We start from the raw sequence: 23,657 nt of genomic DNA, 5'->3' as shown, positions 1-23,657 counted from the left end.
CTGGGCGAGTACGACATCCCCGGCAGGATCCACGAGCTCTCCGAGGCCGGCGCGGCCATCGCCCGCGAGGTCGCCGACCGGTTCACCGCGTCCACACGGGGAAGGCTGTGCTTCCCCGCCCACCGCCCCACCCCACCCCTCTTCATCCCCCCTGGGAGGCAGCCCGTGACCGCACATGCCGTTCGTACCGGAGTCTGGTTCATCGGAGCACGGGGCTCCGTCGCCACCACCGCCACCGCGGGGTGCGCGGCCATCGCGGCAGGGCTGCACCCGCCGACCGGCATGGTCACCGAGACACCACCCTTCAACGACACAGGACTGCCACCGCTGACCGCCCTGGTCTTCGGCGGGCACGACACCCTGGACTGCCCCCTGCCCAAGCGGGCCGAGGCCCTCGCCGCCGGGGGAGTGCTCCCGTACGGACTGCCCTCGGCCGTGGAGGCCGAACTCACCTCCGCCGACGCGGAGATACGGCCCGGCGGACCGCTGCCCGGCGACACGCGCGGTGACGAGGAGCTCATCACCGCCTTCGCCGCCGACATCGAGGACTTCGGCCGGCGCCACGGCCTGACCCGCACGGTCGTCATCAACGTCGCCTCGACCGAACCGGCCCCCGGTGAGGACGACTCACGGCTGCCCGCCAGCTCCCTCTACGCGGCGGCCGCGCTCCGCGCCGGCTGCCCGTACGTCAACTTCACCCCGTCCACGGGGCTGCGCAGCCCGCACCTCCGGGACGCCGTCGACTCCTGCGGGCTTCCCCACGCCGGACGCGACGGCAAGACGGGCCAGACCCTGCTCCGCTCCGTGCTCGCGCCGATGTTCGTCCAGCGTGCCCTGCCGGTGCGGGCATGGTCGGGCACGAACCTGCTGGGCGGCGGGGACGGCGCCGCGCTGGCCGATCCCGCCGCTGCCGCCGCCAAGAACGCGGGCAAGGAGCGCGTACTCGCCGACACGCTCGGGGCCGCCCCCGAGGGGGAGGTCCACATCGACGACGTACCGGCGATGGGGGACTGGAAGACGGCGTGGGACCACATCGCCTTCGACGGGTTCCTCGGCTCACGGATGATCCTCCAGACCATCTGGCAGGGCTGCGACTCCGCCCTCGCCGCACCGCTGGTCCTGGACCTGGCCCGGCTGCTCGCCCGCGCCCACGAGACCGGCCTGACGGGACCACGGCCCGAACTGGGCTTCTACTTCAAGGACCCGGACGGCGGACCGGCCGCGCTGTCCGAGCAGTACGCGGAACTGCTGGCCTTCGCCGAGCGTCTGCGGGCAGCCCGGTGAAGCCGCTGCGGCTGTTCGCCGCGGTGACAGCGGCTCCGGGACTGTTCGTCTCCCGCAGGGCGACGCCCCCGTACAGCCTGTCCGGTGCGGGTGGGACTGCGCCCGCACCGGACAGGCCCGGCCCCCGCGCTCGCCTGCGGGCCTGGGCGGAACTGCTGCGCGTGTCCGCGCTGTTCAGCGTGCCGGGCGACGCCCTCGCCGGCGCGGCCGCCGTCGGGCTGCGGCCCGGCCGGGGCACGGCGCTCGCGGTCGGCACGTCGCTGTGCCTGTACGAGGCGGGCATGGCCCTCAACGACTGGGCGGACCGCGCGGAGGACGCGGTCGACCGCCCGCACCGCCCGATCCCCTCGGGCCGCGTCGCGCCGGGGGCCGCCCTGGCCGCGGCCGGTGTCCTGACGGCGGCGGGCCTCGCGCTGGCGGCCCGCGCCGGCCGCCCCGCCCTGGCGGTGGCATCCGGACTGGCGGCCACAGTCTGGGCCTACGACCTGCACCTCAAGCACACGAAGCTCGGACCGGCCGCGATGGCCACCGCCCGCACCCTGGACCTGCTGCTCGGCGCGACGGCGGCGACATCGGCGCCCGGGAACCGGCCCGCCACCGCCCGCACCCCCTCCGCCGCGCTCCCCGCCGCCCTCGTGCTCGGCGCGCACACGTACGCCGTGACCGCCGTCTCCCGGCACGAGGCGCAGGGCGGCTCCACCACCGCGCCGCTCGCGGCGCTGGCCGGAGTCGCCGGACTCGGGGCCGCCGTCCTGCGCGGCCGGCCGATGCCGGGGGAGCCGCCCCGCACCACCTCCGCACGGCTGCAGCTCCCCGCCTTCACCGGCGTGTACCTCCGCACCTCAGCGGTCCCGCTGTTCCACGCCGCCCTCAACCCGTCCCCGCCCCTCACCCAACGCGCCGTCGGCGGCGGCATCCGGGCGATGATCCCGCTGCAGGCCGCACTCGCGACCAGAGCCGGGGCACCCGTCGAAGGGCTCGCGGTCATGGGGCTCGTCCCCCTCGCCCGCGCGCTCGCCCGGAAGGTGAGCCCCACATGACCCTCCGCCTCGGCTACGGCACCAACGGCCTGACCGACCTCCGCCTCGACGACGCCCTCGGCCTCCTCGCCGACCTCGGCTACGACGGGGTCGGCCTGACCCTCGACCACATGCACCTCGACCCGCTCGCCCCGGACCTCTCCGCCCGCACCCGCCAGGTGGCCCGCAGACTCACCGGACTGGGCCTCGGCGTCACCGTCGAGACCGGCGCGCGCTACGTCCTCGACCCCCGGCGCAAGCACGGCCCCTCGCTCCTCGACCCCGACCCCGAGGCGCGCGCGGCCCGCACCGCACTCCTCGTACGGGCCGTCGAGGTGGCCGCCGACCTCGGCGCCCACGCCGTGCACTGCTTCAGCGGCATCACCCCGCCCGACACCACCACGGACACCGCGTGGGACCGGCTGACCGACGCACTCGCCCCCGTACTGGAAGCCTCCGGCCGCGCGGGCGTCCCCGTCGCGATCGAACCGGAACCCGGCCACCTCCTCGCCACGCTCGCGGACTTCCACCACCTCCGCACCCTCCTCGGCGACCCGGCGCCGCTCGGGCTCACCCTCGACATAGGCCACTGCCAATGCCTGGAACCCGCCTCACCCGTCGACTGCGTGAAAGCAGCGGCCCCCTGGCTGCGCCACGTCCAGATCGAGGACATGCGGCGCGGGGTGCACGAGCACCTGCCCTTCGGTGACGGCGAGATCGACTTCCCGCCGGTGCTCGAAGCGCTCGACGCGACCGGCTACGCCGGCCTCACCGTCGTCGAACTGCCCCGGCACTCCCACGCGGGCCCCGAGCTCGCCCGCCACTCCATCGACTTCCTTCGCCGGGCCACCGGGACGACGGACGGAGGAGCACCGTGCTGACCAGCCGCGAGGAACTCGACGACCGGCTCCCCGGGGCCGCCAGGGCCTGGCTCGACGAAGCGCTCGCCGAGGCCGCGCACGCCGCCGCCCATCCCGGCGCGGACAGCGGCAACCCGCCGTGGGAACTGCGGTTCGCCGCGGCCGGACGGCACTGCGGGCTGGAGAACGCCGACTCCGTACGCGCGCTGCTGCTCGTCGAGGCCCGCGCGGACCTGCCCGCCGTGACCCGTCTCTACGAGCAGGGCACCGCCGCCGAACGCCGCGCCGTCCTTCTCACCCTGCACCGGCTCGAGCTCGGCGCGACCGCGCTCCCGCTCGTCGAGGACGCCCTGCGCACCAACGACACCCGGCTCGTCGCTGCCGCCGTCGGCCCCTACGGCGCCGCCCACCTCGACGCACACGGCTGGCGGCACGCCGTCCTCAAATGCCTCTTCACCGAGGTCCCCGTCGAGGCCCTGGACCGACTCGGCGAACGTGCTCGCGGTGACGCCGAACTAGCACGCATGCTCAACGACTTCGCCGACGAGCGCACCGCCGCGGGGCGCGCCGTACCCGTCGGCCTGCGCACCGTCCTCGACCTCACGGCCCCGGCGCCCGTCCCCGGCCCCGCCCCCACCGCTCCGGAGGAGTCCTGATGAGGATCTTCGACCCCCACATCCACATGAGCTCCCGCACCACGGACGACTACCAGGCGATGTACGACGCCGGGGTCCGCGCACTCGTCGAACCCTCCTTCTGGCTCGGCCAGCCACGCACCTCGCCCGCCAGCTTCTTCGACTACTTCGACGCCCTCCTCGGCTGGGAACCCTTCCGTGCCTCCCAGTACGGCATCGCCCACCACTGCACCATCGCCCTGAACCCCAAGGAAGCGAACGACCCCCGCTGCACCCCCGTGCTGGACGCCCTGCCCCGCTACCTCGTCAAGGACTCCGTCGTCGCGGTCGGTGAGATCGGCTACGACTCGATGACCCCCGCCGAGGACACCGCGCTCGCCGCGCAGCTCCAACTCGCCGCGGAGCACGGGCTGCCCGCGCTCGTCCACACCCCGCACCGCGACAAGCTCGCCGGCCTGCACCGCACCATCGACGTCATCCGCGAATCCGACCTCGCTCCCGAACTGGTCCTGCTCGACCACCTCAACGAGACGACCGTCCGGGACGCCCTCGACAGCGGCTGCTGGGCGGGCTTCTCCATCTACCCGGACACCAAGATGGACGAGGACCGCATGATCACGGTCCTGCGGAACCACGGCACCGACAGGATCCTCGTCAACTCCGCCGCCGACTGGGGGAAGAGCGACCCGCTGAAGACCCGCAAGGTCGCCGACACCATGCTGAAGGCCGGATTCGACGAGGACGACGTCGACAAGGTGCTCTGGCGCAACCCCGTCGCCTTCTACGGGCAGAGCGGCCGGCTCCAGCTCGACACCGTCGCCCCCGGCCCGCTCCACGAGGGCAACTCCATCCTCCGCGGCGGGGAGTGAACCATGCGCTTCCGCCACCCCGACGGCTCCACCGTCCACCTCAGCTACTGCACCAACGTGCACCCCGCCGAGACCCTCGAAGGAGTCCGCGCCCAACTCCGCGACCACTGCGAACCCGTACGCAGACGACTCGGCCGGGACCGCCTCGGCATCGGTCTCTGGCTCGCCAAGGACGCGGCCCGCGCCCTGATCAACGACCCCGCCGCACTGCGCTCGCTGCGCGGCGAACTGGACCACCGCGGCCTCGAAGTGGTCACCCTCAACGGCTTCCCCTACGAGGGCTTCGGGGCCCAGGAGGTCAAGTACCGGGTCTACACACCGGACTGGACCGACCCCGAGCGCCTCTCCCACACCACCGACCTGGCGCGGCTGCTCGCCGCACTGCTCCCCGACGACGTCGTCGAAGGCACCATCTCGACCCTGCCGATCGCCTGGCGCACCCCCTTCGCCGACGATCCCACGGCCGCCGCGACCGCGCAGAAGGCACTCGTCACGCTCGCGCAACGCCTCGACGTCCTCGCCGAACTGACGGGCAAGTCCATCAGGATCGGCCTCGAACCCGAACCCGGCTGCACCGTGGAGACCACCGCCGACGCCATCGGCCCGCTCGCCGACGTCGGCCACGACCGCATCGGCATCTGCGTCGACACCTGCCACCTCGCCACCTCCTTCGAGGACCCGGACACCGCACTCGACGCCCTGCACACGGCCGGGGTCCCCGTGGCCAAGGCCCAGCTCTCCGCGGCGCTGCACGCCGAACACCCGCACCTGCCCGAGGTGCGCGCCGCGCTGGGCGCCTTCGCCGAACCCCGCTTCCTGCACCAGACACGCACGCTCACCCCCTCCGGCCTGCGCGGGACCGACGACCTCGACGAGGCGGTCTCCGGCGGTGTCCTCCCCGACGACACGCCCTGGCGCTCCCACTTCCACGTCCCCCTGCACGCGCCCCCCGCACCACCGCTCAACTCCACGCTCCCCGTCCTCCAGTCCGTGCTGAACCGGCTCGTCGGCGGGCCCGCGCCCCTCACCCGCCACCTCGAAGTCGAGACGTACACCTGGCAGGCGCTCCCCGCCGAGCTGCGGCCACGCACCCGTACCCAGCTCGCCGACGGCATCGCCGCCGAACTCACCCTCGCCCGCGACCTCCTCGTCGACCTCGGACTGAAGGAGCTACCGTGACCGCCCCTGATCCCGTGAACGCGCCCACCGCCGCCCCCGAAGACGGCACCCGCCCCACCCCGCTCCTCGTCCTCGACGTCGTGGGCCTCACTCCCCAGCTGCTCCGGCACATGCCGAACCTCCGGGCCATGGCCGGCACCGGCGCGCAGGCACCCCTCTCCACCGTCCTGCCCGCCGTCACCTGCGCGGCGCAGTCCACCTTCCTCACCGGCACCACCCCCTCCGAACACGGCATCGTCGCTAACGGCTGGTACTTCCGGGAGCTCGGCGACGTACTCCTGTGGCGGCAGCACAACGGGCTCGTCGCCGGCGACAAGCTCTGGGACGCCGCCCGGCGCGCCCACCCCGGCTACACCGTCGCCAACATCTGCTGGTGGTACGCGATGGGCGCCGACACCGACTGGACCGTCACCCCCCGCCCCGTGTACTACGCCGACGGCCGCAAGGAACCCGACTGCTACACCAGGCCCCCGGCCCTGCACGACGAACTGACCGAGAAGCTCGGCACCTTCCCCCTCTTCCACTTCTGGGGCCCCGGCGCCGACCTCGTCTCCTCGCAGTGGATCATCGACGCCACCCGGCACATCCTCGCCACCCGCACCCCCGACCTGGCCCTCTGCTACCTCCCGCACCTCGACTACGACCTCCAGCGCTACGGCCCCGACGACCCGCGGTCCCACCGGGCCGCGGCCGACCTCGACCGTGCCGTGGCCCCCCTGCTCGACGACGCCAGGGCCGAGGGCCGCACCGTCGTGGCCCTCTCCGAGTACGGGATCACCAAGGTCGACCGGCCCGTCGACATCAACCGCGCCCTGCGCCGCGCCGGCCTGCTGGAGGTCCACACCCAGGACGGCATGGAGTACCTCGACCCGATGGCGTCCCGGGCCTTCGCGGTCGCCGACCACCAGCTCGCCCACGTCTACGTACGCCGGCCGGAGGACCTCGACGCGACCCGGGAGGCCCTCGCGGACCTCCCCGGCATCGAGGAACTCCTCGACGACGAGGGCAAGAAGGCCCACCACCTGGACCATCCCCGCTCCGGTGAACTCGTCGCCGTCGCGGAGAAGGACGCCTGGTTCACGTACTACTACTGGCTCGACGACGACATGGCGCCCGACTTCGCGCAGCTCGTCGAGATCCACCGCAAACCGGGCTACGACCCGGTCGAGCTGTTCATGGACCCCCAGGACCCCTACGTCCGGGTCAGGGCGGCCTCCGCGGTCGCCCGCAAGAAGCTCGGGATGCGCTACCGCATGGCGGTCGTGCCCCTGGACCCCTCACCTATTCGCGGCAGCCACGGCCGCCTTCCCACGAGCGACGACGAAGGTCCGCTCATCCTCTGCTCCACCCCCCACGCGTTCTCCGGCCGCGTCCAGGCCACCGAAGTGAAGTCCTTGCTGCTCCAGCTTGCCGGACTGCACTGACAATCCGCCCGCCCGCACGTTCACAGGGAGATACGTGATCATGAGCCGCACGCCGAAGGACCCCGAGCTCTCGCGCAGACTCAGCCGTCGCAACGTCCTGGGTGTCGCCGCCGGAGCCACCGCCGCGACCCTCCTCAGCGGCGCCGCCGCCCAGGCTTCGGGCCCGCACGGCGGCCACGGACACGGACACGGCCACGAGCACGGCAAGGGCAAGGGCCGTGCCGTCCTGCCTCCCGGCCGCCTCGGCATCCAGCTCTACAGCCTCCGCGACAAGGTCTCCACCCTCGGCTTCGCCCCGGTCTTCGCCGAACTGGAGAAGTACGGCTACGACGAGATCGAGTTCGCCGGGTACACCCAGGGTTCGGCCGGTGCCATCACCCTCGCCCAGCTCAAGCGGCTGGCCAAGGACCACGGCCTCAACCCCATCGGCAGCCACGTCAACTACTACGACGACAACAACCCCGACGCCTACTCCTTCGCGCAGAACCTCACCAAGGTCCTCGACGAGGCCGAGGCCCTCGGCCTCAAGCACATCGGCACCGCGTCCGGACCCTTCCGCTACGGCTCCACCGTCGACGGGTGGAAGCGCGCGGCCGAGGACTTCAACACCTACGGCGCCGCCGCGCGCAAGCGCGGCATGAAGTTCTACCAGCACAACCACGCGGAGGAGTTCTCCTTCGCCACCGACGACCCCAAGGTGCGCCTCTACGACGTCCTGCTCGCCGAGACCGACCCCGACCTGGTCTATCTCGAGCTGGACATCTACTGGGCGTTCTGCGCACAGTTCCGCTTCGGCAAGCGGGCGGACGGCACCCCCGCGCCCTTCAACCCCATCGACTACGTCCTCAAGCAGCCCGACCGCTACCCGCTGTTCCACGTCAAGGACGGCACGCGCGACGACTCCGTCCGCGACGGCTACAGGATGACCGACGTCGGCGACGGGGACATCGACTACAAGAACTTCCTGAGCCGGGTCACCTCCCGCACGAACCGGGGGCGCACCTACCACCACTGGCAGACCGAGCACGACAACCCGGTCGAGTCCCTCGCCTTCGCCCGCAAGTCCAGCGAGCACCTGCACTCGCTCCGCCAGGGACGCTGCGGGGACTGACGCCGGACGACGGTCACGCGTGGGGCCCGGTTCCGGGAACCGGGCCCCACGCGTGTCCGCGGACGTGCGATCAGTCGGTGTCCCGGATGATCGGGGCCGGGGCGGCCTTCACCAGCGGGTTGCCCCTTCGGTCCCGGCCGGGTGCTGCCAGGAACAGGGAGAGGAACCCCGCGAAGAACGAGATGCTGCCCGCCAGGATGAACGCGCCGTTCAGCCCCCAGGCGTCGACGACCATGAAGCCCATGCCGGCGCCGAGTCCGGAGACGAGCTTGGAGCTGTAGACCATGCCGTAGTTGGTGGCGTTGTTGTTCTCACCGAAGTAGTCCGCGGTCATCGCGGCGAACATCGGGAAGATGGCGCCGCCGCCGAAGCCGGAGATCGCGGAGAAGAGCAGGAACAGGGGCAGGCTCTTCATCTCGGCCGACCAGATGATGCCGAACTGGGCGAGCCCCAGGATGACGCAGACGTAGATCAGGCACTGCTTGCGGCCGTAGAGGTCGGACAGCCAGCCGATGACGCCGCGCCCGGTGCCGTTGACGATCGCCTTGAGCGACATGGCGGTGGCCACGATCCCGGCGGCGAAGCCCGCGTCCTGGCCGATGTCGACCTGGAAGGCGATACCGAAGATGTTCACGCCGGAGGTACAGGCGAGGCAGCACCACATCAGTGCCACGCGGCCGGTCCGCCATGCCTCGCCGGGGGAGTACTGCTTGACGGCCGGAGGGTTCTTCTCCAGCGCACGACGGGCCCGCGGGTCCTCGGGCGGATTGAGCGGGTCGATCTCCGCCGGCCACCAGTTCTTCGGCGGGTCCCGGAAGAAGAAGCCGGCGCAGGCCACGAGCGCGGCCAGGAACACACCCACCGAGACCAGGACCCACCTGAAGTTGGTGATGTCCATGAAACCGGTGAAGATGAAGACGAACGGCACCGAACCGTAGGCGAAACCACCGTTGACGAAGCCCGTCTTGCCGCCCTTGCGCTCCGGATACCACTTGCCGACCATGTTGACGCAGGTGGCGTAGACCATGCCCGCGCCCATGCCGGAGAACACACTGAAGCCGATGTACGCGACGATCACGTGCGGCGCGTACGCCAGGGACAGATAGCCGAGGAGGGTTCCCGTCGCGCCGAGCATCATCGCCCAGCGGGCCGGCAGCCTGCCGGTCTCCCGCAGCCTGCCCGCGGGCATCGCGACCGCGGCCTGGAAGAACACCCAGACGGTCATCATCCAGTAGATGTGACCGCTGTCCCAGTTGTGCGCGTGGTGCAGGGTGTCCTCCGCCGACGCGAACGCGTACTCGGCCGAGCTGATGCCCATCATGCCGACCCACGGCAGGATGACCATCCACTTGCGCTTGCGGCCCATGATGTCGATGTCGCTCTCGCCGAGCCGGTAGGTCCGGCCGTTGGCGTCCGTCACCTCCCTGAAGGGGACGGATGTGGAGATACCAGTTGTCGTCATTGTCGATCGAACCCCTTGCGTGGAAGAAGTGGCCGGCGCCCCCTGCCCGTTCTCGCTTCGCGCGGGGGTCCGCGTGGTACGCCGCGGACCCCCGTGGTTCGAGCGTCGTCATCAGGTCATCGGTCACCACCCGACAGTCCGGCGGCCCTGGCCCACCTGTACTTCGCGCCGAGCACGGCGACGGGCAGCTCCGTGGTGTACGGATACGCCACGACCCCCCGGGCGAACAGGTACGCGCACGCCTCCTCGACCTCCGTGTCACCCGCCAGCGACGCCACGACGGGCTTCTCGATCCCCCGTGCCCGGAACTCCTCCACCACCCGGGCCGTCAGCTCCGCGAAGACCATCGGAGGCGTGACGATCGTGTGCCAGTAACCCAGCACCAGCGCATGGATCCGCGGATCCTCCATCCCCAGCCGGATCGTCGCCTCGTACGTCGACGGCGGCTCACCACCCGTGATGTCGATCGGATTCCCGGCCGCGCCGAACGGAGGGATGAACGCCTTGAACGCCGTGTCCAGGTCCGGCGGGATCTCCATCAGCGAGAGCCCGTTGTCGACTATGGCGTCCGACAGGAGCACCCCCGAACCGCCCGCCCCCGTGATGATCACGACGTTGTCGCCCTTGGGCGCCGGCAGCACGGGCAGGGCCCGCGCGTACTCCAGCATGTCGTGCAGACCAGGCGCCCGGATCACGCCCGCCTGCCGCAGGATGTCGTCGTACACCGCGTCGTCACCGGCCAGTGCGCCCGTGTGGGAACCGGCCGCCCTGGCACCCGCGCTCGTCCGCCCCGCCTTGAGGACCACGACGGGCTTCCTGGGCACGGTCGCCCGCGCCGCGTCCACGAACGCCCGCCCGTCCTTGAGGTCCTCCAGGTGCATCGCGATGCACTCGGTGTTCGGGTCCTCACCGAACCAGGTCAGCAGGTCGTCCTCGTCGATGTCCGACTTGTTGCCGAGCCCGACGATCGCCGAGACACCCGTGTTCGTCGACCGCGCGAACCCCAGGATCGCCATGCCGATGCCGCCGGACTGCGAGGTCAGCGCCACCGGGCCCTTGACGTCGTACGGAGTGCAGAACGTGGCGCAGAGGTCCTGCCACGTCGAGTAGTAGCCGTAGATGTTCGGCCCGAGGAGCCGCACGCCGTACTGCTCGCCGATCGCCACGATCTCGTCCTGCAGGGCATGTTCGCCCGTCTCGGCGAAGCCGGACGGGATGAGCACGGCGTTGGGGATCCCCTTACGGCCCACCTCCCGGAGCGCCGACGCGACGAACTTGGCGGGGATCGCGAAGACCGCCACATCCACCTCACCCGGAACGTCGGTGACACTCTTGTACGCCTTGCGGCCGAGAATGTCATCGGCCTTGGGGTTCACCGGATGGATCTCGCCCGTGAAACCGCCGTCGACGAGGTTGCGCATCACCGAATTGCCGATCTTGCCCCGCTCGTTGGAAGCACCGATGACCGCCACCGAGCGCGGCTCCATCAGCCGGCGCATCGATAGGAGGATCTCCTCCCGGCTGTAGCGGCGCCGCACCTTCGGCTCCTCGGTCGCCAACAGGATCCGGATGTCCGCGGCGACCGCCCCCTCCGGCGACGCGATGACGGGATTGAGGTCGACCTCGGAGATCTCGGGAAAGTCCGTGACCAGCCGGGAGACCCTGCGGATCTGCTCCGCCAACGCCCACCGGTCCACGGCCGGCGCCCCCCGCACCCCCCTGAGGATCTCCGCGGCACCGATCGAGTCGAGCATCGAGCGCGCCTCGTCCGCGGTCACCGGAGCCAGCCGGAAGGTGATGTCCTTGAGCACCTCGACCAGCACCCCGCCGAGGCCGAACGCCACCACCTTCCCGAACGTCGGGTCGGTGACCGCCCCGACGATGACCTCCTGGCCGGGCGGCACCAGCTGCTGCACCTGGACGCCCTCGATGCGCGCCTCGGCCGCGTACGCCTTCGCGTTCTCCACGACGGTGCGGAACGCCGCACGTACCTCCCGCGCACCCGTCACCCCGACCACGACGCCACCCGCATCCGTCTTGTGCAGGATGTCGGGAGAGACGATCTTGAGCACGACGGGCCCGCCGAGCCGGTCGGCCAGTGCCACCGCCTCGTCGACGTCGTGGGCCAGACCCTCGCCCGGAACCGTGATCCCGTACGCGTCGGCGACGATCTTCCCTTCCGGGGCGGTGAGCGCGCTGCGCCCCTCGCCCCGGACACGGTCGAGCAGCGCCCTGACGCGCTCCTCCCGCTGGTCCTGTTCCTGTGTCTCGACTGTTCCGGCCATGCTCAGATGACTCCGTTCGTCTTCAGAAGCCGCAGTTCCTCGTCGCCCAGGCCCAGTTCGCCGACGTAGACCTCCGCGTTGTGCTGACCGAGCAGCGGGGAGGTGACGATGTCGACGGGGGAGTCGGACAGCTTCAGCGGGCTGCCGACCGTGGTGAAGGCGCCGCGTTCGGGATGCTCGACCCGGACCACCATCTCGTTGGCGGCGAGGGACTCGTCCTCGACGATCTCCTTGGTGGAGAGGATCGGACCGCACGGGATGTTGTGCGCGTTGAGCTGTTCCAGGACGTCCCACTTGGGGAGCGTCGCCGACCACTCCTCGATCAGCTGGAACATCTTGCCGAGCTTCGGGAGCCGGGACTCCGGCGTCGCCCACTCGGGGTCGTCGGCCAGTTCGGGCCGGCCGATCAGCGTGGACAGGGGCTTCCAGCCGACCGGCTGCACGATGACGTACACGTAGTCGTTGGGTCCGCCCGGCGCGCACTTCACCGCCCATCCCGGCTGGCCGCCGCCGCTGGCGTTGCCGCTGCGCGGCACCTCGGCGGCGTCGGCCGTGTCCTGGGCCTCCGGGTACTCGGCGAGCGGCCCGTGCTCCAGTCGCTGCTGGTCGCGGAGCTTGACCCGGCACAGGTTGAGCACCGCGTGCTGCATCGCCACGTTCACCCGCTGCCCGCGCCCGGTGTTCTCGCGCTGGAACAGGGCGGCGAGGATGCCGGCCACCGCGTGGATCCCCGTGCCCGAGTCACCGATCTGGGCGCCGGTGGCGAGCGGCGGCCCGTCGGCGAAGCCGGTGGTGGACATCGAACCGCCCATGGCCTGCGCGACGACCTCGTACGCCTTGAAGTTGGTGTACGGGCCTTCGCCGAAGCCCTTGATGGAGGCGTAGACGATCCGGGGGTTGATCTCCTGGATCCGCTCCCAGGTGAACCCCATGCGGTCCACGGCGCCGGGGCCGAAGTTCTCCACCATCACGTCGCTGCGGCGGATGAGCTCGGTGAGGATCTCCTTGCCGCGCTCGCTCTTGGTGTTGAGGGTGATGCTCCGCTTGTTGCAGTTGAGCATCGTGAAGTAGAGGGAGTCGACATCGGGCAGATCCCGCAACTGCTTGCGGGTGATGTCGCCGCTCGGCGCCTCCAGCTTGACCACGTCCGCCCCGAGCCAGCCGAGCAACTGGGTGGCGGAGGGCCCGGACTGTACGTGCGTCATGTCGAGGACGCGTACGCCCTCAAGAGCTTTGGTCATGCCAACGGCTCCTCTGCTACTTGTACATGGTCTGGTTCATCGTTCCGGGGGCGTACGCGTCCGGGTCGACCCAGACGTTGATGAGCGAGGGGAGCCCCGACTCGCGCGCCCGCCGCAACGCGGGGGCGATGTCCGCGGGGTCGCGCACCTCTTCGCCGTAACCGCCCAGCATCTGGGCGAACTTGTCGTAGTGGACGTCCCCGAGGGTGTTGCCGACCCGCTCGCGCTCGTCGCCGTACTTGGCCTTCTGGCCGTAACGGATCTGGTTCATCGAGGAGTTGTTGCCGACGATCCCGACGAAGGGGAGGTCGTAGCGGACCAGCGTCTCGAAGTCCCACCCGGTGAGGGAGAACGCGCCGTCCCCGAAGAGCGCCACCACTTCCTTGTCGGGCCTGGCCTGCTTGGCTGCCAGCACGAACGGCACACCGACCCCGAGCGTGCCGAGCGGCCCCGGGTCCATCCAGTGGCCGGGGGTGCGGGGCTGGACGACCTGCCCCGAGAAGGTGACGATGTCGCCGCCGTCCCCTATGTAGATGGAGTCCTCGGTCAGGAACTGGTTGATCTCGCTCACCAGCCGGTACGGATGGATGGGCGAGGCGTCCGACTTCAGCTGGGGCAGCCGCTTCTCGATCGCCGTCTGCTCGGCGGCCCGCAGTTCGTCCAGCCATGCCTTGCGCTGAGCCGATCCGCCGTTGATGCGCCCGCTCGCGGCCTCCGTCACCGCCTTCAGCACGACCGACGCGTCGCCGACGATCCCGAGGTCGATGTCCCGGTTCTTGCCCACGGTCCGGTAGTCCAGGTCGATCTGGACGACGGTGGCGTCCGGGGAGAGCCGTTTGCCGTAGCCCATCCGGAAGTCGAAGGGGGTCCCCACGATCACGATGAGGTCGGCGTTGGAGAAGGCGTAGCGCCGTGACAGCTGGAAGTGGTGCGGGTCGCCGGGCGGCAGGGTGCCGCGGCCCGCACCGTTCATGTACGCGGGGATGTCGAGGGTCCGGACGAGCTCGGTGGCCGAGTCCGTGGCCCGCGTCGTCCAGACCTGGCTGCCCAGCAGGATGGCGGGCTTCTCGGCGTGGACGAGCAGATCGGCGAGCCTCTCGATGTCGGCCGGATCGCCTCCCGAGTGGGTGGACGCCCGGTACCGGCCGCCTTCCGGGACACGTGCCCTACCCACCGGCACCTTCGCGTCGAGCACATCGCGCGGTATCTCCAGGAAGGAGGGTCCGGGTGCCCCGTGGAAGCACTCCCGGAACGCCATCGACACCATGTCCGCCGCCCGCGCGGTGTCCGGCACGGTGGCCGCGAACTTGGTGATGGGGGTCATCATGTCGACGTGCGGCAGGTCCTGGAGCGAGCCCATCTTGTGCTGGGTGTGCGCCCCCTGACCACCGATCAGGAGCATCGGTGACTCGGCGCGGAAGGCGTTGGCGACACCGGTGACGGCGTCGGTCGTCCCGGGCCCCGCGGTGACGACGGCACACCCCGGTTTGCCGGTGATCCGGGCGTATCCGTCGGCCGCGTGGGCGGCCACCTGCTCGTGCCGTACGTCGACGACTTCGATGCCCTCGTCGACGCAGCCGTCGTAGATGTCGATGATGTGGCCGCCACAGAGGGTGTAGATGCGTTCCACCCCCTCCGCCTTGAGTGCCTTGGCGACCAAGTGCCCACCGGAGATGAGGTTCTGGTTGTCCTGGCTGTCCTCGGGCATGGCGATGTCCTGTCCCTTCGTAGGGGAGCGCGGGAGCCGGTGCGCCGCTCTCGCGGTACATTGCATACAGTCGACGAATACTGTATGAAGCTTGTTATCCCGCATCCGGTGGGTGGTGTCCAGGGGGCGTGCGGCACTTTCACAATCGGCACGATCGGGAGTGGCTACGGATCTGTACGAGCACCAGGCAAGGCAACTCTTCGCGGATCACGGCATCGACGTACCGGACGCCGAGGTGGTGCACCACCGGTCCGCCGTGCACGCGGCGGCCGAACGGCTCGGCGGCCGCGTCGTGGTGAAGGCGCAGGTGAAAGTGGGTGGCCGGGGCAAGGCCGGCGAGGTGAAGGTCGCCGCCGACTACGGCAAGCAACGCTGCACCGCCTACCCCCGCTTCGTCGTCCAGCGCTCCCTCTTCGCGGACTTCCTGGCGGCCTACCTCCCCGCCGTACGCTCCCTCCGTACCGGCCACCCCCTCGCGGTGGAGCACCCCTCGGACCCGCTCCCCGCCCTGGACTTCGGCCCGTTGATCAGCGCCACCAAGGCGGGGGCTTCGGCGCTTCGTGGCGCGGCGCGTTCGTCGGCGGCGAACTGCTCGTACGGGCCGTGACGGACGGCCCGGGGGAGGAGAGGCTGCCGGGCAACTTCCCGGACCACCACCTCATGCCGTAGTGCCGCGGCGGAGCAGGGCTTACAGCACCCCCGCCTCCCGGGCCGTCCACACCGACGGGATCAGCGGCCGGTACCCCAGTTCGCGCCGGATGCGGGTCGTCGACATCACACTGTGCCAGGGGTCGGGGACCTCCCTGTCGTGCGCCTCCTGAGGCACCGCCAGACCATGGAACTGGAAGAGGTCGACCATGGTGACCGGGGCGTCGTCGGCGATGTTGTAGACGCCGTGCGCCCCGGGTGCGTACAGCAGTGCCCGCAGGCCTTGCGCCACGTCCAGGTGGTGACCCATGTGCAGGCGCTGCATGGCGGGCCAGTTCGGCGCCCATTCCATCACGTCGGTGAGATGCGGGTCCCCGTCGCCGTACACGAACGGCAGCCGTCCGATGCGGAGGTCGTCCAGGCCGTCCAACGCCCCGAGGGCACGTTCCGCCTCCCACTTGGACTCGGGGTAGGCGCCCCACAAGTGGGTGCCCGGCACCGTCTCGTCGCTCTCCACCAGCGCCCTGCCCCGTCCCGCGCCGTACACGAGTCCGGTGCTGACCTGCACGAACCGCCGCACTCCGGAGGCCACCGCGGCCCGGCCGAGCTCGATGGCCGCGTCGCGGTTCACCGCCCGCGCCTCCTCGTCCGGCACCCCGCGGAACGCGGCGGCGACGTTCACCACCGCGTCCACACCAGCCGTCGCCTTGCCGAGTGCCTCCGTGTCGCGCAGATCGCCGACCAGCACCTGGGCACCGAGTTCGGCGAACCGCTCCCCGCGCGCCGCGTCCCGCACCAGGACCCGTACCTCGTCGCCGGCCGCCCCGCTCTGCAGCAAGCGCGGCACGAACCGCCGGCCCACCTGGCCCGTCGCCCCTGTCACCAGTGTCAGCATGGCTGCCTCCTCGTTGTCGTAGCCATGTTTGAAGCGTGCGGGGAGGGGTGGCGACAGCGGGAGAGACGCGTCTGTCCAGGGACCGGCACTCCCTGGATACGCGTCCGGATCCGGGAGATCCTGAGACCGTGGACCGAACCGAACTCGCCGACTTCCTGCGCCGCTCCCGTACCCGCCTGGCCCCCGCGGACGTGGGTCTGAGCACGGGTCCCCGACGCCGCACCCCGGGCCTGCGCCGCGAGGAGGTGGCGCAGCTCACCGGGATGTCCACGGACTACTACACGCGGCTGGAACAGCGTCGTGGCTCCCACCCGTCGCGGCAGTTGCTCGTCGCCCTCGCTCGCGCCCTGCGGCTCACGGACAAGGAACGCGACCACCTGTTCCACCTGGCGGGCGAGGAACCGCCCCGGCCCGGCGGCTCCTCGGACCACGTCCGCCCGGGGCTGCTGATGATCCTGGACCGGCTGCGCGACCTTCCGGCGATGGTGGTGAGCGACTGGGGCGTGCTGCTCGCGCAGAACGCCCTGGCCGTGGCCCTGGCCGGTGACCACGCCGGAACGAATATGGTCCACCGCTGGTTCATGGTGCCGGGCGCACGGGACCTGTTCCCGTCCGAGAACCACGAGCAGCATGCCCGCGCGCACGTGGCGAGCCTGCGGACGGTCGCGGGGGCCCGCCCCGGCGACCCGGGCCCGGCCGCTCTCGTGGCCGAACTCCGGGCCGAGTCGGAGGAGTTCGAGGAGCTGTGGAAGTCGCACGACGTCGTGGTGCGCCGCCCGTCACCGAAACGGTTCCTGCACCCGGTGGTCGGCCCCCTCGACCTCGACTGTGAAGTGCTGCTCAGTGACGGCCACAGCCAGCAGCTCGTCGTGCACTCGGCGCGGCCGGGCACGCCGACGTACGAACGCCTCGAACTGCTGCGGGTCGTCGGGCTCCAGGACCTGAGCACCGGCTCACTGGAGAGGCTGGGGTGATCTCCTCGCACGGGATACGGCGCGTACGCGCGGCACCACGGAAAGTGCGCGTTCGGGTGCCAGGTGCCGCCGAGCGGGTCCGTGCCGCGCCGACCAGTGGGAACGCACCGCACCGACCACCGAAAACGCAGGTGAGAGGCACCCCGAACCCCTGGTATTGTTTTCTTTGTCGCCACGGGGAGGACCCCGGGACGACAGACACCTTGTCCGGGTGGCGGAATGGCAGACGCGCTAGCTTGAGGTGCTAGTGCCCTTTATCGGGCGTGGGGGTTCAAGTCCCCCCTCGGACACCAAGGTCAACCGACCAAATAGAGCCGGTCAAAGCGACATTTTGCCGCTTTGACCGGCTTTGTTGTTGTGGCGGACGTGATCTGGCCCTCTGCGGGTTCGCAGAGGGCCAGATGTGTTTGTGCTGGTCAGGCGGGTGTGAGGGGTGGGGTGGGTCAGGTTTCCGGGGGTGGGTTCAGGGAGGTAGCTGTTGGGGGTCCAGTAGCGGGGGTTCCTGAGTTTGTGGCGGTTGAAGGGGCGGCGGCGGGCGGGGAGGCCGTCGGTCTGGAGGGTGTCGAGCCAGGCGGCGAGTTTGCGGTGGTTGGCGTGGGCGATCTGGAAGGAGAGGAGGAGGGACCGGGCGGCGATTTTGCGGATGCGGTGGGTGTGGCTGCGTTCGATGGCTTCGTGGTCCTCGGCGTAGCCGTTGAAGTGCTCCACACGGTTGCGCAGGAGGAAGTAGTGGTGGACCCAGGGGGCGAGGCCGTGGTCGAGCTCCTGCCAGTGGCGGATACCGATGTCCCGGTTGAAGGTGAGGGATTCGCGGCGGCAGAGCAATACATGTCGGCCCGAGCGATGGTTGCCTTTTTCGCCCGCTGTTCTGGTCGACCGCGGGCTTCACACAACGGCTTCCCACAGAGTCGCCCGTGCCGGGCGGCGGGCGCCGGGCACATGCGCCATCATGAGCAGGTGAGCGCTTCCGCGGAATCTGAACGGACGCCTGACGGCAGGTACATCCTGGTCGGTGGCCGCCGGTGGCGTGCGACGGATCCGGAGATCCCCGAAGACACCGCCGCCCGTCTTCGCACAGTCCTCATGGCAGCGCGGCGCGCTGTGGGGGCGGCCATGAAGAAGGGCGACTCGGCAGCCGAGGAGCGGGCACGCAGCCAGGTGCACGGCGCGAAGGTGGCTCTCGGCGAACGCGGAACGCCGTGGTGGGAGCAGTCCATGGCCGAGCGCCGCGAACGCTGGGAGCGAGGCCTCGACACATGCGAAGCCGGCCGGCCGGACACGGACCGTCCCGCCCCGTAGACAGCCGGCTCCGGTGCTCCTGCAGAGGACCACACGCGCCCAGGCGTCATCGCGACCCGCCAGGGGCCTGTAAGAGAGCATGTGCGGGAGCTCGTCGGTGACATGGACCAAGACCAGACGCCGCTCGTACAGATCATGTGTCGGCTCGGCAAGATACGCCCGCGTGGCGCAGGGCCTCGGCCGGCCGCCTCGACCCGGGGGACGAGGTGATCTCCACGGTGGCGAATTGCCCGACGAGCGCGCCGCGCAGCCGCCGGTGCAGGTCGAAAAGAGACATCATGTTGACGACGGCCAGGGCCTGGGCAGGCGCGGCGTCGAGGTAGCGGCCGTACCGCGCGTCGAGGCCGAGGCCGGTCATCAGGTCGGCGAAGAGTTGCGCGTGGACGTTCTCCGCCTGCCCCGTGCGCCGCGACCAGGCACTGGCCGACGACGGGACCAGTCCGAACGGGCTGATCCCGCTGACCTGCAACGAGATCCAGCGCTTGTTCACCGCCCTGATCGCACGGCCGACCCGCGACCTCGCCCATCGACTGTGCTGGTCCACCTGGCGCCGACGCCACCAAGCCCGCGCCCAACGCAGCCACTACCGACGCCAAGCCGCCCTTCAACCGTGAAGATCACATCAACGGCTGGAGTACTGGGAACCGGTCGTGCCCACAGGCGGTTTGGCGCCGTGCTTCTGACGCCGTCGAGAAGACAGATGGAGAGGTACTGCCGCAGCCGTCGTAACCGCGGTGAAAGACAGAAGCCCGGCAGCCAGTGAGTTGACCCCTGGTGTCGGCACCTCTACGCGCCCGTATCCCGCCCAGTCGCATGCGGCGCCCACCGGAAAGTAGGTGATGGAGAGGTCGACCGGCGCTGAAGGGGGAGGCCCGTTCTCGAACCCGACCTTGAGCAGGCACCGGTCGATCGCCGTCGCCCTGCTCAGGGAGGACGTCAGCGTACTTGACGACCAGCGAGCAGCAGTTGAGCGACAGCCTCCAGCCCATCCGGCGGCCGCACCGAAACCGTCCCGGCCAGGACCGGGACGGCCTCCCGGCTCGAAGAACAACCACCGGGCCACCCGCCACAGCGTCGGAAGGACGGTCAAGCGCGCCAAATCGATGAAAAAACATCAGGCAGCCGCAGGTTGCACACCAAGCTCAGAAGGCGTACCGGACACGCAGCCACGGTGTGCGTGTGGTGATCATTTGCTGGAGGTGCGTCAGTGACTGCCGTTTGATGTCCAGTGAGTAGCGGACGTTGAGGGCTCCGTTCTGCGAGCGTTTGGTCTCCTGGGCGGCCGGCTGCCACAGCACTTCCTCGGCGCGAGGGTGCCAGCCCAGATTGACCTCGTGGAGCGACTGGTTGTGGGTCAGCATGATGATCTCGGCCGCCGCCTGCTGCTTCACTCGGGCGGGCAGGACGTCGTCGAGGTGGGAAAGCAGCTCTGCCCAGTCCCGCTGCCATCCCGGTCGCAGAATGACGGGCGAAAGATTGAAGTGAACCTCATAGCCTGCGTCGAGGAAGTCGGTAGCCGCGGCGATCCGCTCGGCGATTGGGCTGGTCCGGATGTCCAGCAGCCTGGCGTCGTCGGGCGGCATGAGGGAGAAACGCACTCGGGTGCGCCCCTGAGGGTCGAGTGCGAGCAGGTCGGGGTTGACGAACTTGGTCGCGAAGGAAGCCTTCGCCGTCGGCAGACCGCGGAAGGCGGCGACGAGATCTGCCGTGTTGTCGCAGACCAGAGCGTCGACCGAGCAGTCACCGTTCTCGCCGATGTCGTAGACCCATGCATGGGGGTCGCACTGGTTGGGCTCCGTCTTGGGGCCTTGGGCCCTCACGTGGCGGCGGACGTGGGCAACGATCGCCTCGATGTTGGTGAACAGCGTGATGGGGTTGGCGTAGCCCTTGCGACGGGGGACGTAGCAGTAGGCGCAGGCCATCGCGCACCCGTTGGAGGGGCCAGGTGCGATCCAGTCCGCCGACCTGCCGTTGGGACGCGTCCGGAGTGTGTGCTTCACCCCGAGGACGAGCGTCTCGGTCTTGATCCGGACCCAGCGGGAGATGTTGCCGTCGTTGCCATGGAGGGAGGGAATACGCCAGTGACTTGCGACCTCGGTCACGCGCACTCCGGGCAGCCGGGCCATGATCTGCCGGCCGCGTGGGGAATCGAGGGCAGCCGACTCCGCGTAGACCTCCCGCACTTCCAGCATCCGACGGGCCTCCGGGCTGTCCCGGAAAGCCGGGTGTGCGTCCGGCTCCGCTGCGATGTCCGACCACCCGAACAGCGCTTGCTGCTCGGGCTCTCCTGGTGCGGCTCCTGTCGGCGGCTGATCCACGTCCCTCTCCTCTCCACGTTGCGACATGCCGAAGGATGTCAGTCGCGGCGGTCGCGCTCCTGCTCCAGCAGGGCGTCGAGATCGCGGAGCCGGTCCAGTCCCCGCACCGCCTGGGTCATCCGCGCGTTGCGTTCGAATTGGTCGCGGTGACGGTGCAGGAGATTCCAGTACCCGGCGGTGAAGGGGCAGGCGTCCTCACCGACCCGTACGGACGGCTTGTACCGGCAGGGGCCGCAGAAGTCGCTCATGCGGTCGATGTACGCGCCTCCGGACGTGTAGGGCTTGGTGGTCATGCGGCCCCCGTCCGCGTACTGGGACATGCCCACCACGTTCGGGACCATGACCCAGTCGTAGCCGTCGACGAAGCTGCGGTGGAACCAGTCGGTGACGGCCCCGGGCTCCCACCTCCGCTGCAGGGCGAAGCTGCCCAGGATCATCAGGCGTGGAATGTGGTGCGTCCAGCCGGTGGTCCTGACCTGCTCCAGGACGTGGGTGAGGCAATTGGCCTCCGTGCCCTCCGGGGACAGTTCCGTGAACCAGTCCGGCAGCGGTTCGTGGTGGCGCAGCGTGTTGCTCGCGCGGTACCGCTCACCGAAGTACCAGTAGACGTGCCAGACGAACTCGCGCCATCCGGCGACCTGTCTCACGAATCCCTCGGCGCTGTTGAGCGGCACATCGCCGGACCGCCACTGCTCCTCCGCCCGTTCGATGCATTCCGCGGGGTCCAGCAGACCGAGGTTGAGCGACGAGGAGAGCAGGCTGTGGCTCATCGTCGCGTCCCCGGCGAGGACCGCGTCCTCGTACGCTCCGAACGTGGCGAGCCGGTGCTCCACGAAGCGGCGGAGCGCGGCCAGCGCCTCGCGGCGGCTGGCGGGGAACGTGCGGGGTGCGTCCTCACCGACAAACTCGACGTCCCCGTCACGCGACCAACGGTCGAGGTCGGACCGCACCTCGGCGTCGATGTCGCTCTCCCGGGGGCGGTAGGCCGCCGGAACACCCAGGTCGCTGACGCCGCGCGGCGGCGGCTGCCGGTTGTCGTGGTCCAGGTTCCACCGGCCGCCGACGGGACTGTCGCCCTCCATCAGCAGGTCGAGCGTACTGCGGACCCAACGGTAGAAGTCCTCCTGCCGGAGGTGCTTCCCGCCACGGCCGTCCACCCAGCCCCTGAACTCGTCGTGCGTCACGAGAAAGCCGCGCGCCGGCAGAACGCGCACGGAGGGCAGCGAGCACACGAAGGCGTGGGCCGCGTGGGACGTGGGATGGTGCACGCTCACCGGGCCGTCCCCCACCGCCTCGCGCAGTCCCTGACGGTAGGTGTCCGCCGCGACGTACCGCACACGGTCACCGAGCTCGGCGGCCCTATGGCGCATCGCGGACAGGACCAGGTGGGCCTTCGCACGGTGAAACCGCCGCCGCCGGAAGACACTGCGGGCCTCGATCATCAGCAGCGGCGCGTTCCGCTGCGGACCGCCCCGCGCCGGATCGACGAAATGCGGACCGAGTTGATCGCCGAACAGCCAATGGGTGGCGCCGGACTCTTCCTCAGCCATTCCTGGCGCTCCCTCGACGAACTACCGCCCGGCCGACGAGCGGCGCGACACTTTCCCTCACAGATCAAAACGCACGACGGGACGGGCAGCGCTCAGCACACGCCGGGCACCATGCGGCGTACTGATCGGTACCGTCCTTCCGCACCATCGCCCCTGGGGCCCGGTCCCCTCACCGCAGGCAGCTTGGAGCGGGAGCCGGTCGCCGCTGCAGGCGACCCAACGGGGTATTCGGGGCAGCTGTGGGTGGCCACCGATCTCGTGTGCGAGGGCCTCATCGGCCCTGCGACACGGCTGCCGTCACCGGCGCGGCCTCCACGGCCCGGGCCTTCTTCACCCACGCACGCAGGCTTTCCGAACTGACCCCGAGTTCACGGGCGACATCAGTCACCGTCCTGCCCGACGACCGTACGAGCTCGATCGCGTCCCGCTTGCACTCGTCCGAGTACCGCTTCGTGTACTTGCTTCCCACCTGGCACTACTTCCTCTGGAACCTCAGGGTCTCAGTCTCCAGGTGTCCATGATCCAGGGGAAGCTTCAGTCAAGGCTTGCCCTGATGCAGTGGTCTGTGCCGCTCTGGCTGCCGGTCTGGTCGTCCTCAACGCCGTGCACGGTGAGCAGCAGCGGCCCTCCCAGCAGGTGCGCGGAGCCCTTGCGGCACACCCTTGACACGGTGAACCCGCAGAAGCCGAATATGCCCGAGCCGGTAGCACAACACGATGCAGCGGCGTCCCAGCCCCGGACACCCCGCATCCGAAGGGACGAGGAAGCCAGCGGAGGGTCCAGAACCCCGGACACGATTCGGGTCGCTTCGGTTCCAGCAGGGCACGGCTACGTAACCCACTTGTCGTCGCCCGGGGGCGGCCGTGTGGCGCGCCTCGCCGACCCTCGTCCCTGCG

At 70.3% G+C, this 23,657-nt stretch carries 19 protein-coding genes, 1 tRNA gene and 4 pseudogenes; 14 read left to right on the top strand and 10 right to left on the bottom strand.

Annotated features, from left to right (window positions below):
* Positions 1-165: 165 nt before the first annotated feature.
* From ABT001_RS26690 to ABT001_RS26655, 8 genes are read left to right on the top strand one after another with little or no spacing between them, the layout of a single operon-like run.
* On the top strand, positions 166-1,284 hold the full coding sequence (locus ABT001_RS26690) for an inositol-3-phosphate synthase (RefSeq protein ID WP_351282288.1): 1,119 nt from the start codon (positions 166-168) through the stop codon (positions 1,282-1,284).
* Complete coding sequence (locus ABT001_RS26685; RefSeq protein WP_351282280.1) at positions 1,281-2,324, top strand: SCO3242 family prenyltransferase; 1,044 nt, start codon at positions 1,281-1,283, stop codon at positions 2,322-2,324. The genes ABT001_RS26690 and ABT001_RS26685 overlap by 4 nt, the downstream gene beginning before the upstream one ends.
* The gene (locus ABT001_RS26680) at positions 2,321-3,184 is read left to right on the top strand and encodes a sugar phosphate isomerase/epimerase family protein (protein ID WP_351282277.1); all 864 of its coding nucleotides are present in this window, start codon (positions 2,321-2,323) and stop codon (positions 3,182-3,184) included. Before ABT001_RS26685 ends, ABT001_RS26680 begins: the two co-directional genes overlap by 4 nt.
* On the top strand, positions 3,178-3,819 hold the full coding sequence (locus ABT001_RS26675) for an EboA domain-containing protein (RefSeq protein ID WP_351282274.1): 642 nt from the start codon (positions 3,178-3,180) through the stop codon (positions 3,817-3,819). The genes ABT001_RS26680 and ABT001_RS26675 overlap by 7 nt, the downstream gene beginning before the upstream one ends.
* Positions 3,819-4,667 (top strand): TatD family hydrolase, encoded by an 849-nt coding sequence (locus ABT001_RS26670; RefSeq protein ID WP_351282271.1) that lies wholly within the window; start codon positions 3,819-3,821, stop codon positions 4,665-4,667. Before ABT001_RS26675 ends, ABT001_RS26670 begins: the two co-directional genes overlap by 1 nt.
* Positions 4,668-4,670: 3 nt before the next feature.
* Positions 4,671-5,846, top strand: a complete 1,176-nt coding sequence (gene eboE, locus ABT001_RS26665) for a metabolite traffic protein EboE (protein WP_351282268.1) — start codon at positions 4,671-4,673, stop codon at positions 5,844-5,846.
* Positions 5,843-7,270 carry an alkaline phosphatase family protein gene (locus ABT001_RS26660; protein WP_351282266.1) on the top strand — a complete coding sequence of 476 codons (1,428 nt, stop codon included), beginning with the start codon at positions 5,843-5,845 and terminating at the stop codon, positions 7,268-7,270. The genes eboE and ABT001_RS26660 overlap by 4 nt, the downstream gene beginning before the upstream one ends.
* Positions 7,271-7,310: 40 nt before the next feature.
* Positions 7,311-8,381, top strand: coding sequence for a sugar phosphate isomerase/epimerase family protein (locus ABT001_RS26655; protein WP_351282263.1), 1,071 nt, complete (start codon positions 7,311-7,313; stop codon positions 8,379-8,381).
* Positions 8,382-8,451: 70 nt separating this feature from the next.
* Here the strand turns inward: ABT001_RS26655 and ABT001_RS26650 are convergent, their stop codons facing one another.
* The 4 genes from ABT001_RS26650 to ABT001_RS26635 form a co-directional block, all read right to left on the bottom strand.
* Positions 8,452-9,843 carry an OFA family MFS transporter gene (locus tag ABT001_RS26650; RefSeq protein WP_351282261.1) on the bottom strand — a complete coding sequence of 464 codons (1,392 nt, stop codon included), beginning with the start codon at positions 9,841-9,843 and terminating at the stop codon, positions 8,452-8,454.
* A 116-nt stretch (positions 9,844-9,959) separates the two neighbouring features.
* Positions 9,960-12,128 carry an acetate--CoA ligase family protein gene (locus ABT001_RS26645; RefSeq protein WP_351282258.1) on the bottom strand — a complete coding sequence of 723 codons (2,169 nt, stop codon included), beginning with the start codon at positions 12,126-12,128 and terminating at the stop codon, positions 9,960-9,962.
* Positions 12,129-12,130: 2 nt separating this feature from the next.
* Positions 12,131-13,369: a formyl-CoA transferase gene (gene frc, locus ABT001_RS26640; protein WP_351282256.1), complete on the bottom strand. Its 1,239-nt coding sequence runs from the start codon at positions 13,367-13,369 to the stop codon at positions 12,131-12,133.
* A 16-nt stretch (positions 13,370-13,385) separates the two neighbouring features.
* Positions 13,386-15,077 (bottom strand): thiamine pyrophosphate-binding protein, encoded by a 1,692-nt coding sequence (locus ABT001_RS26635; RefSeq protein WP_351282253.1) that lies wholly within the window; start codon positions 15,075-15,077, stop codon positions 13,386-13,388.
* Positions 15,078-15,189: 112 nt separating this feature from the next.
* Between ABT001_RS26635 and ABT001_RS26630 the strand changes: the two are divergent.
* Both ABT001_RS26630 and ABT001_RS26625 read left to right on the top strand, forming a co-directional pair.
* Positions 15,190-15,378 (top strand): annotated as a pseudogene (locus ABT001_RS26630) (ATP-grasp domain-containing protein); the annotation flags it as partial.
* Positions 15,379-15,432: 54 nt separating this feature from the next.
* A pseudogene (locus tag ABT001_RS26625) lies at positions 15,433-15,746 on the top strand (aldehyde dehydrogenase family protein); the annotation flags it as partial.
* A 19-nt stretch (positions 15,747-15,765) separates the two neighbouring features.
* Here ABT001_RS26625 and ABT001_RS26620 read toward each other — a convergent pair.
* Positions 15,766-16,620, bottom strand: a complete 855-nt coding sequence (locus tag ABT001_RS26620) for an NAD-dependent epimerase/dehydratase family protein (protein ID WP_351282251.1) — start codon at positions 16,618-16,620, stop codon at positions 15,766-15,768.
* A 128-nt stretch (positions 16,621-16,748) separates the two neighbouring features.
* Between ABT001_RS26620 and ABT001_RS26615 the strand changes: the two genes are divergently transcribed.
* Positions 16,749-17,594: a helix-turn-helix transcriptional regulator gene (locus ABT001_RS26615; protein ID WP_351282249.1), complete on the top strand. Its 846-nt coding sequence runs from the start codon at positions 16,749-16,751 to the stop codon at positions 17,592-17,594.
* A gap of 205 nt (positions 17,595-17,799) precedes the next feature.
* A tRNA-Leu gene (locus ABT001_RS26610) sits at positions 17,800-17,887 on the top strand.
* 25 nt (positions 17,888-17,912) lie between these two features.
* On the opposite strand, the gene ABT001_RS26605 is transcribed toward ABT001_RS26610, so the two are convergent.
* Positions 17,913-18,419: a hypothetical protein gene (locus ABT001_RS26605; protein WP_351282246.1), complete on the bottom strand. Its 507-nt coding sequence runs from the start codon at positions 18,417-18,419 to the stop codon at positions 17,913-17,915.
* Between the two features lie 258 nt (positions 18,420-18,677).
* Between ABT001_RS26605 and ABT001_RS36135 the strand changes: the two genes are divergently transcribed.
* A complete protein-coding gene (locus tag ABT001_RS36135) occupies positions 18,678-18,893 on the top strand; it encodes a hypothetical protein (protein ID WP_502967526.1) in 216 nt (71 codons plus the stop codon).
* A gap of 157 nt (positions 18,894-19,050) precedes the next feature.
* Here the strand turns inward: ABT001_RS36135 and ABT001_RS26595 are convergent.
* Positions 19,051-19,293 (bottom strand): annotated as a pseudogene (locus ABT001_RS26595) (iron-containing redox enzyme family protein); the annotation flags it as partial.
* Positions 19,294-19,330: 37 nt separating this feature from the next.
* On the opposite strand from ABT001_RS26595, the pseudogene ABT001_RS26590 reads away from it, so the two are divergent.
* Positions 19,331-19,507 (top strand): annotated as a pseudogene (locus tag ABT001_RS26590) (IS701 family transposase); the annotation flags it as partial.
* 528 nt (positions 19,508-20,035) lie between these two features.
* On the opposite strand, the gene ABT001_RS26585 reads toward ABT001_RS26590, so the two are convergent.
* From ABT001_RS26585 to ABT001_RS26575, 3 genes are all read right to left on the bottom strand, one after another.
* On the bottom strand, positions 20,036-21,238 hold the full coding sequence (locus ABT001_RS26585; RefSeq protein WP_351282241.1) for a spore photoproduct lyase family protein: 1,203 nt from the start codon (positions 21,236-21,238) through the stop codon (positions 20,036-20,038).
* Between the two features lie 11 nt (positions 21,239-21,249).
* Complete coding sequence (locus ABT001_RS26580; protein WP_351282238.1) at positions 21,250-22,761, bottom strand: cryptochrome/photolyase family protein; 1,512 nt, start codon at positions 22,759-22,761, stop codon at positions 21,250-21,252.
* A 271-nt stretch (positions 22,762-23,032) separates the two neighbouring features.
* Positions 23,033-23,230, bottom strand: coding sequence for a transposase (locus ABT001_RS26575; protein ID WP_351282236.1), 198 nt, complete (start codon positions 23,228-23,230; stop codon positions 23,033-23,035).
* Positions 23,231-23,657 lie beyond the last annotated feature (427 nt).

Source organism: Streptomyces sp. NPDC002793 (assembly GCF_040295485.1).
Classification (GTDB): Bacteria; Actinomycetota; Actinomycetes; order Streptomycetales; family Streptomycetaceae; genus Streptomyces.
This window is presented reverse-complemented; position numbering and strand designations above follow the sequence as displayed.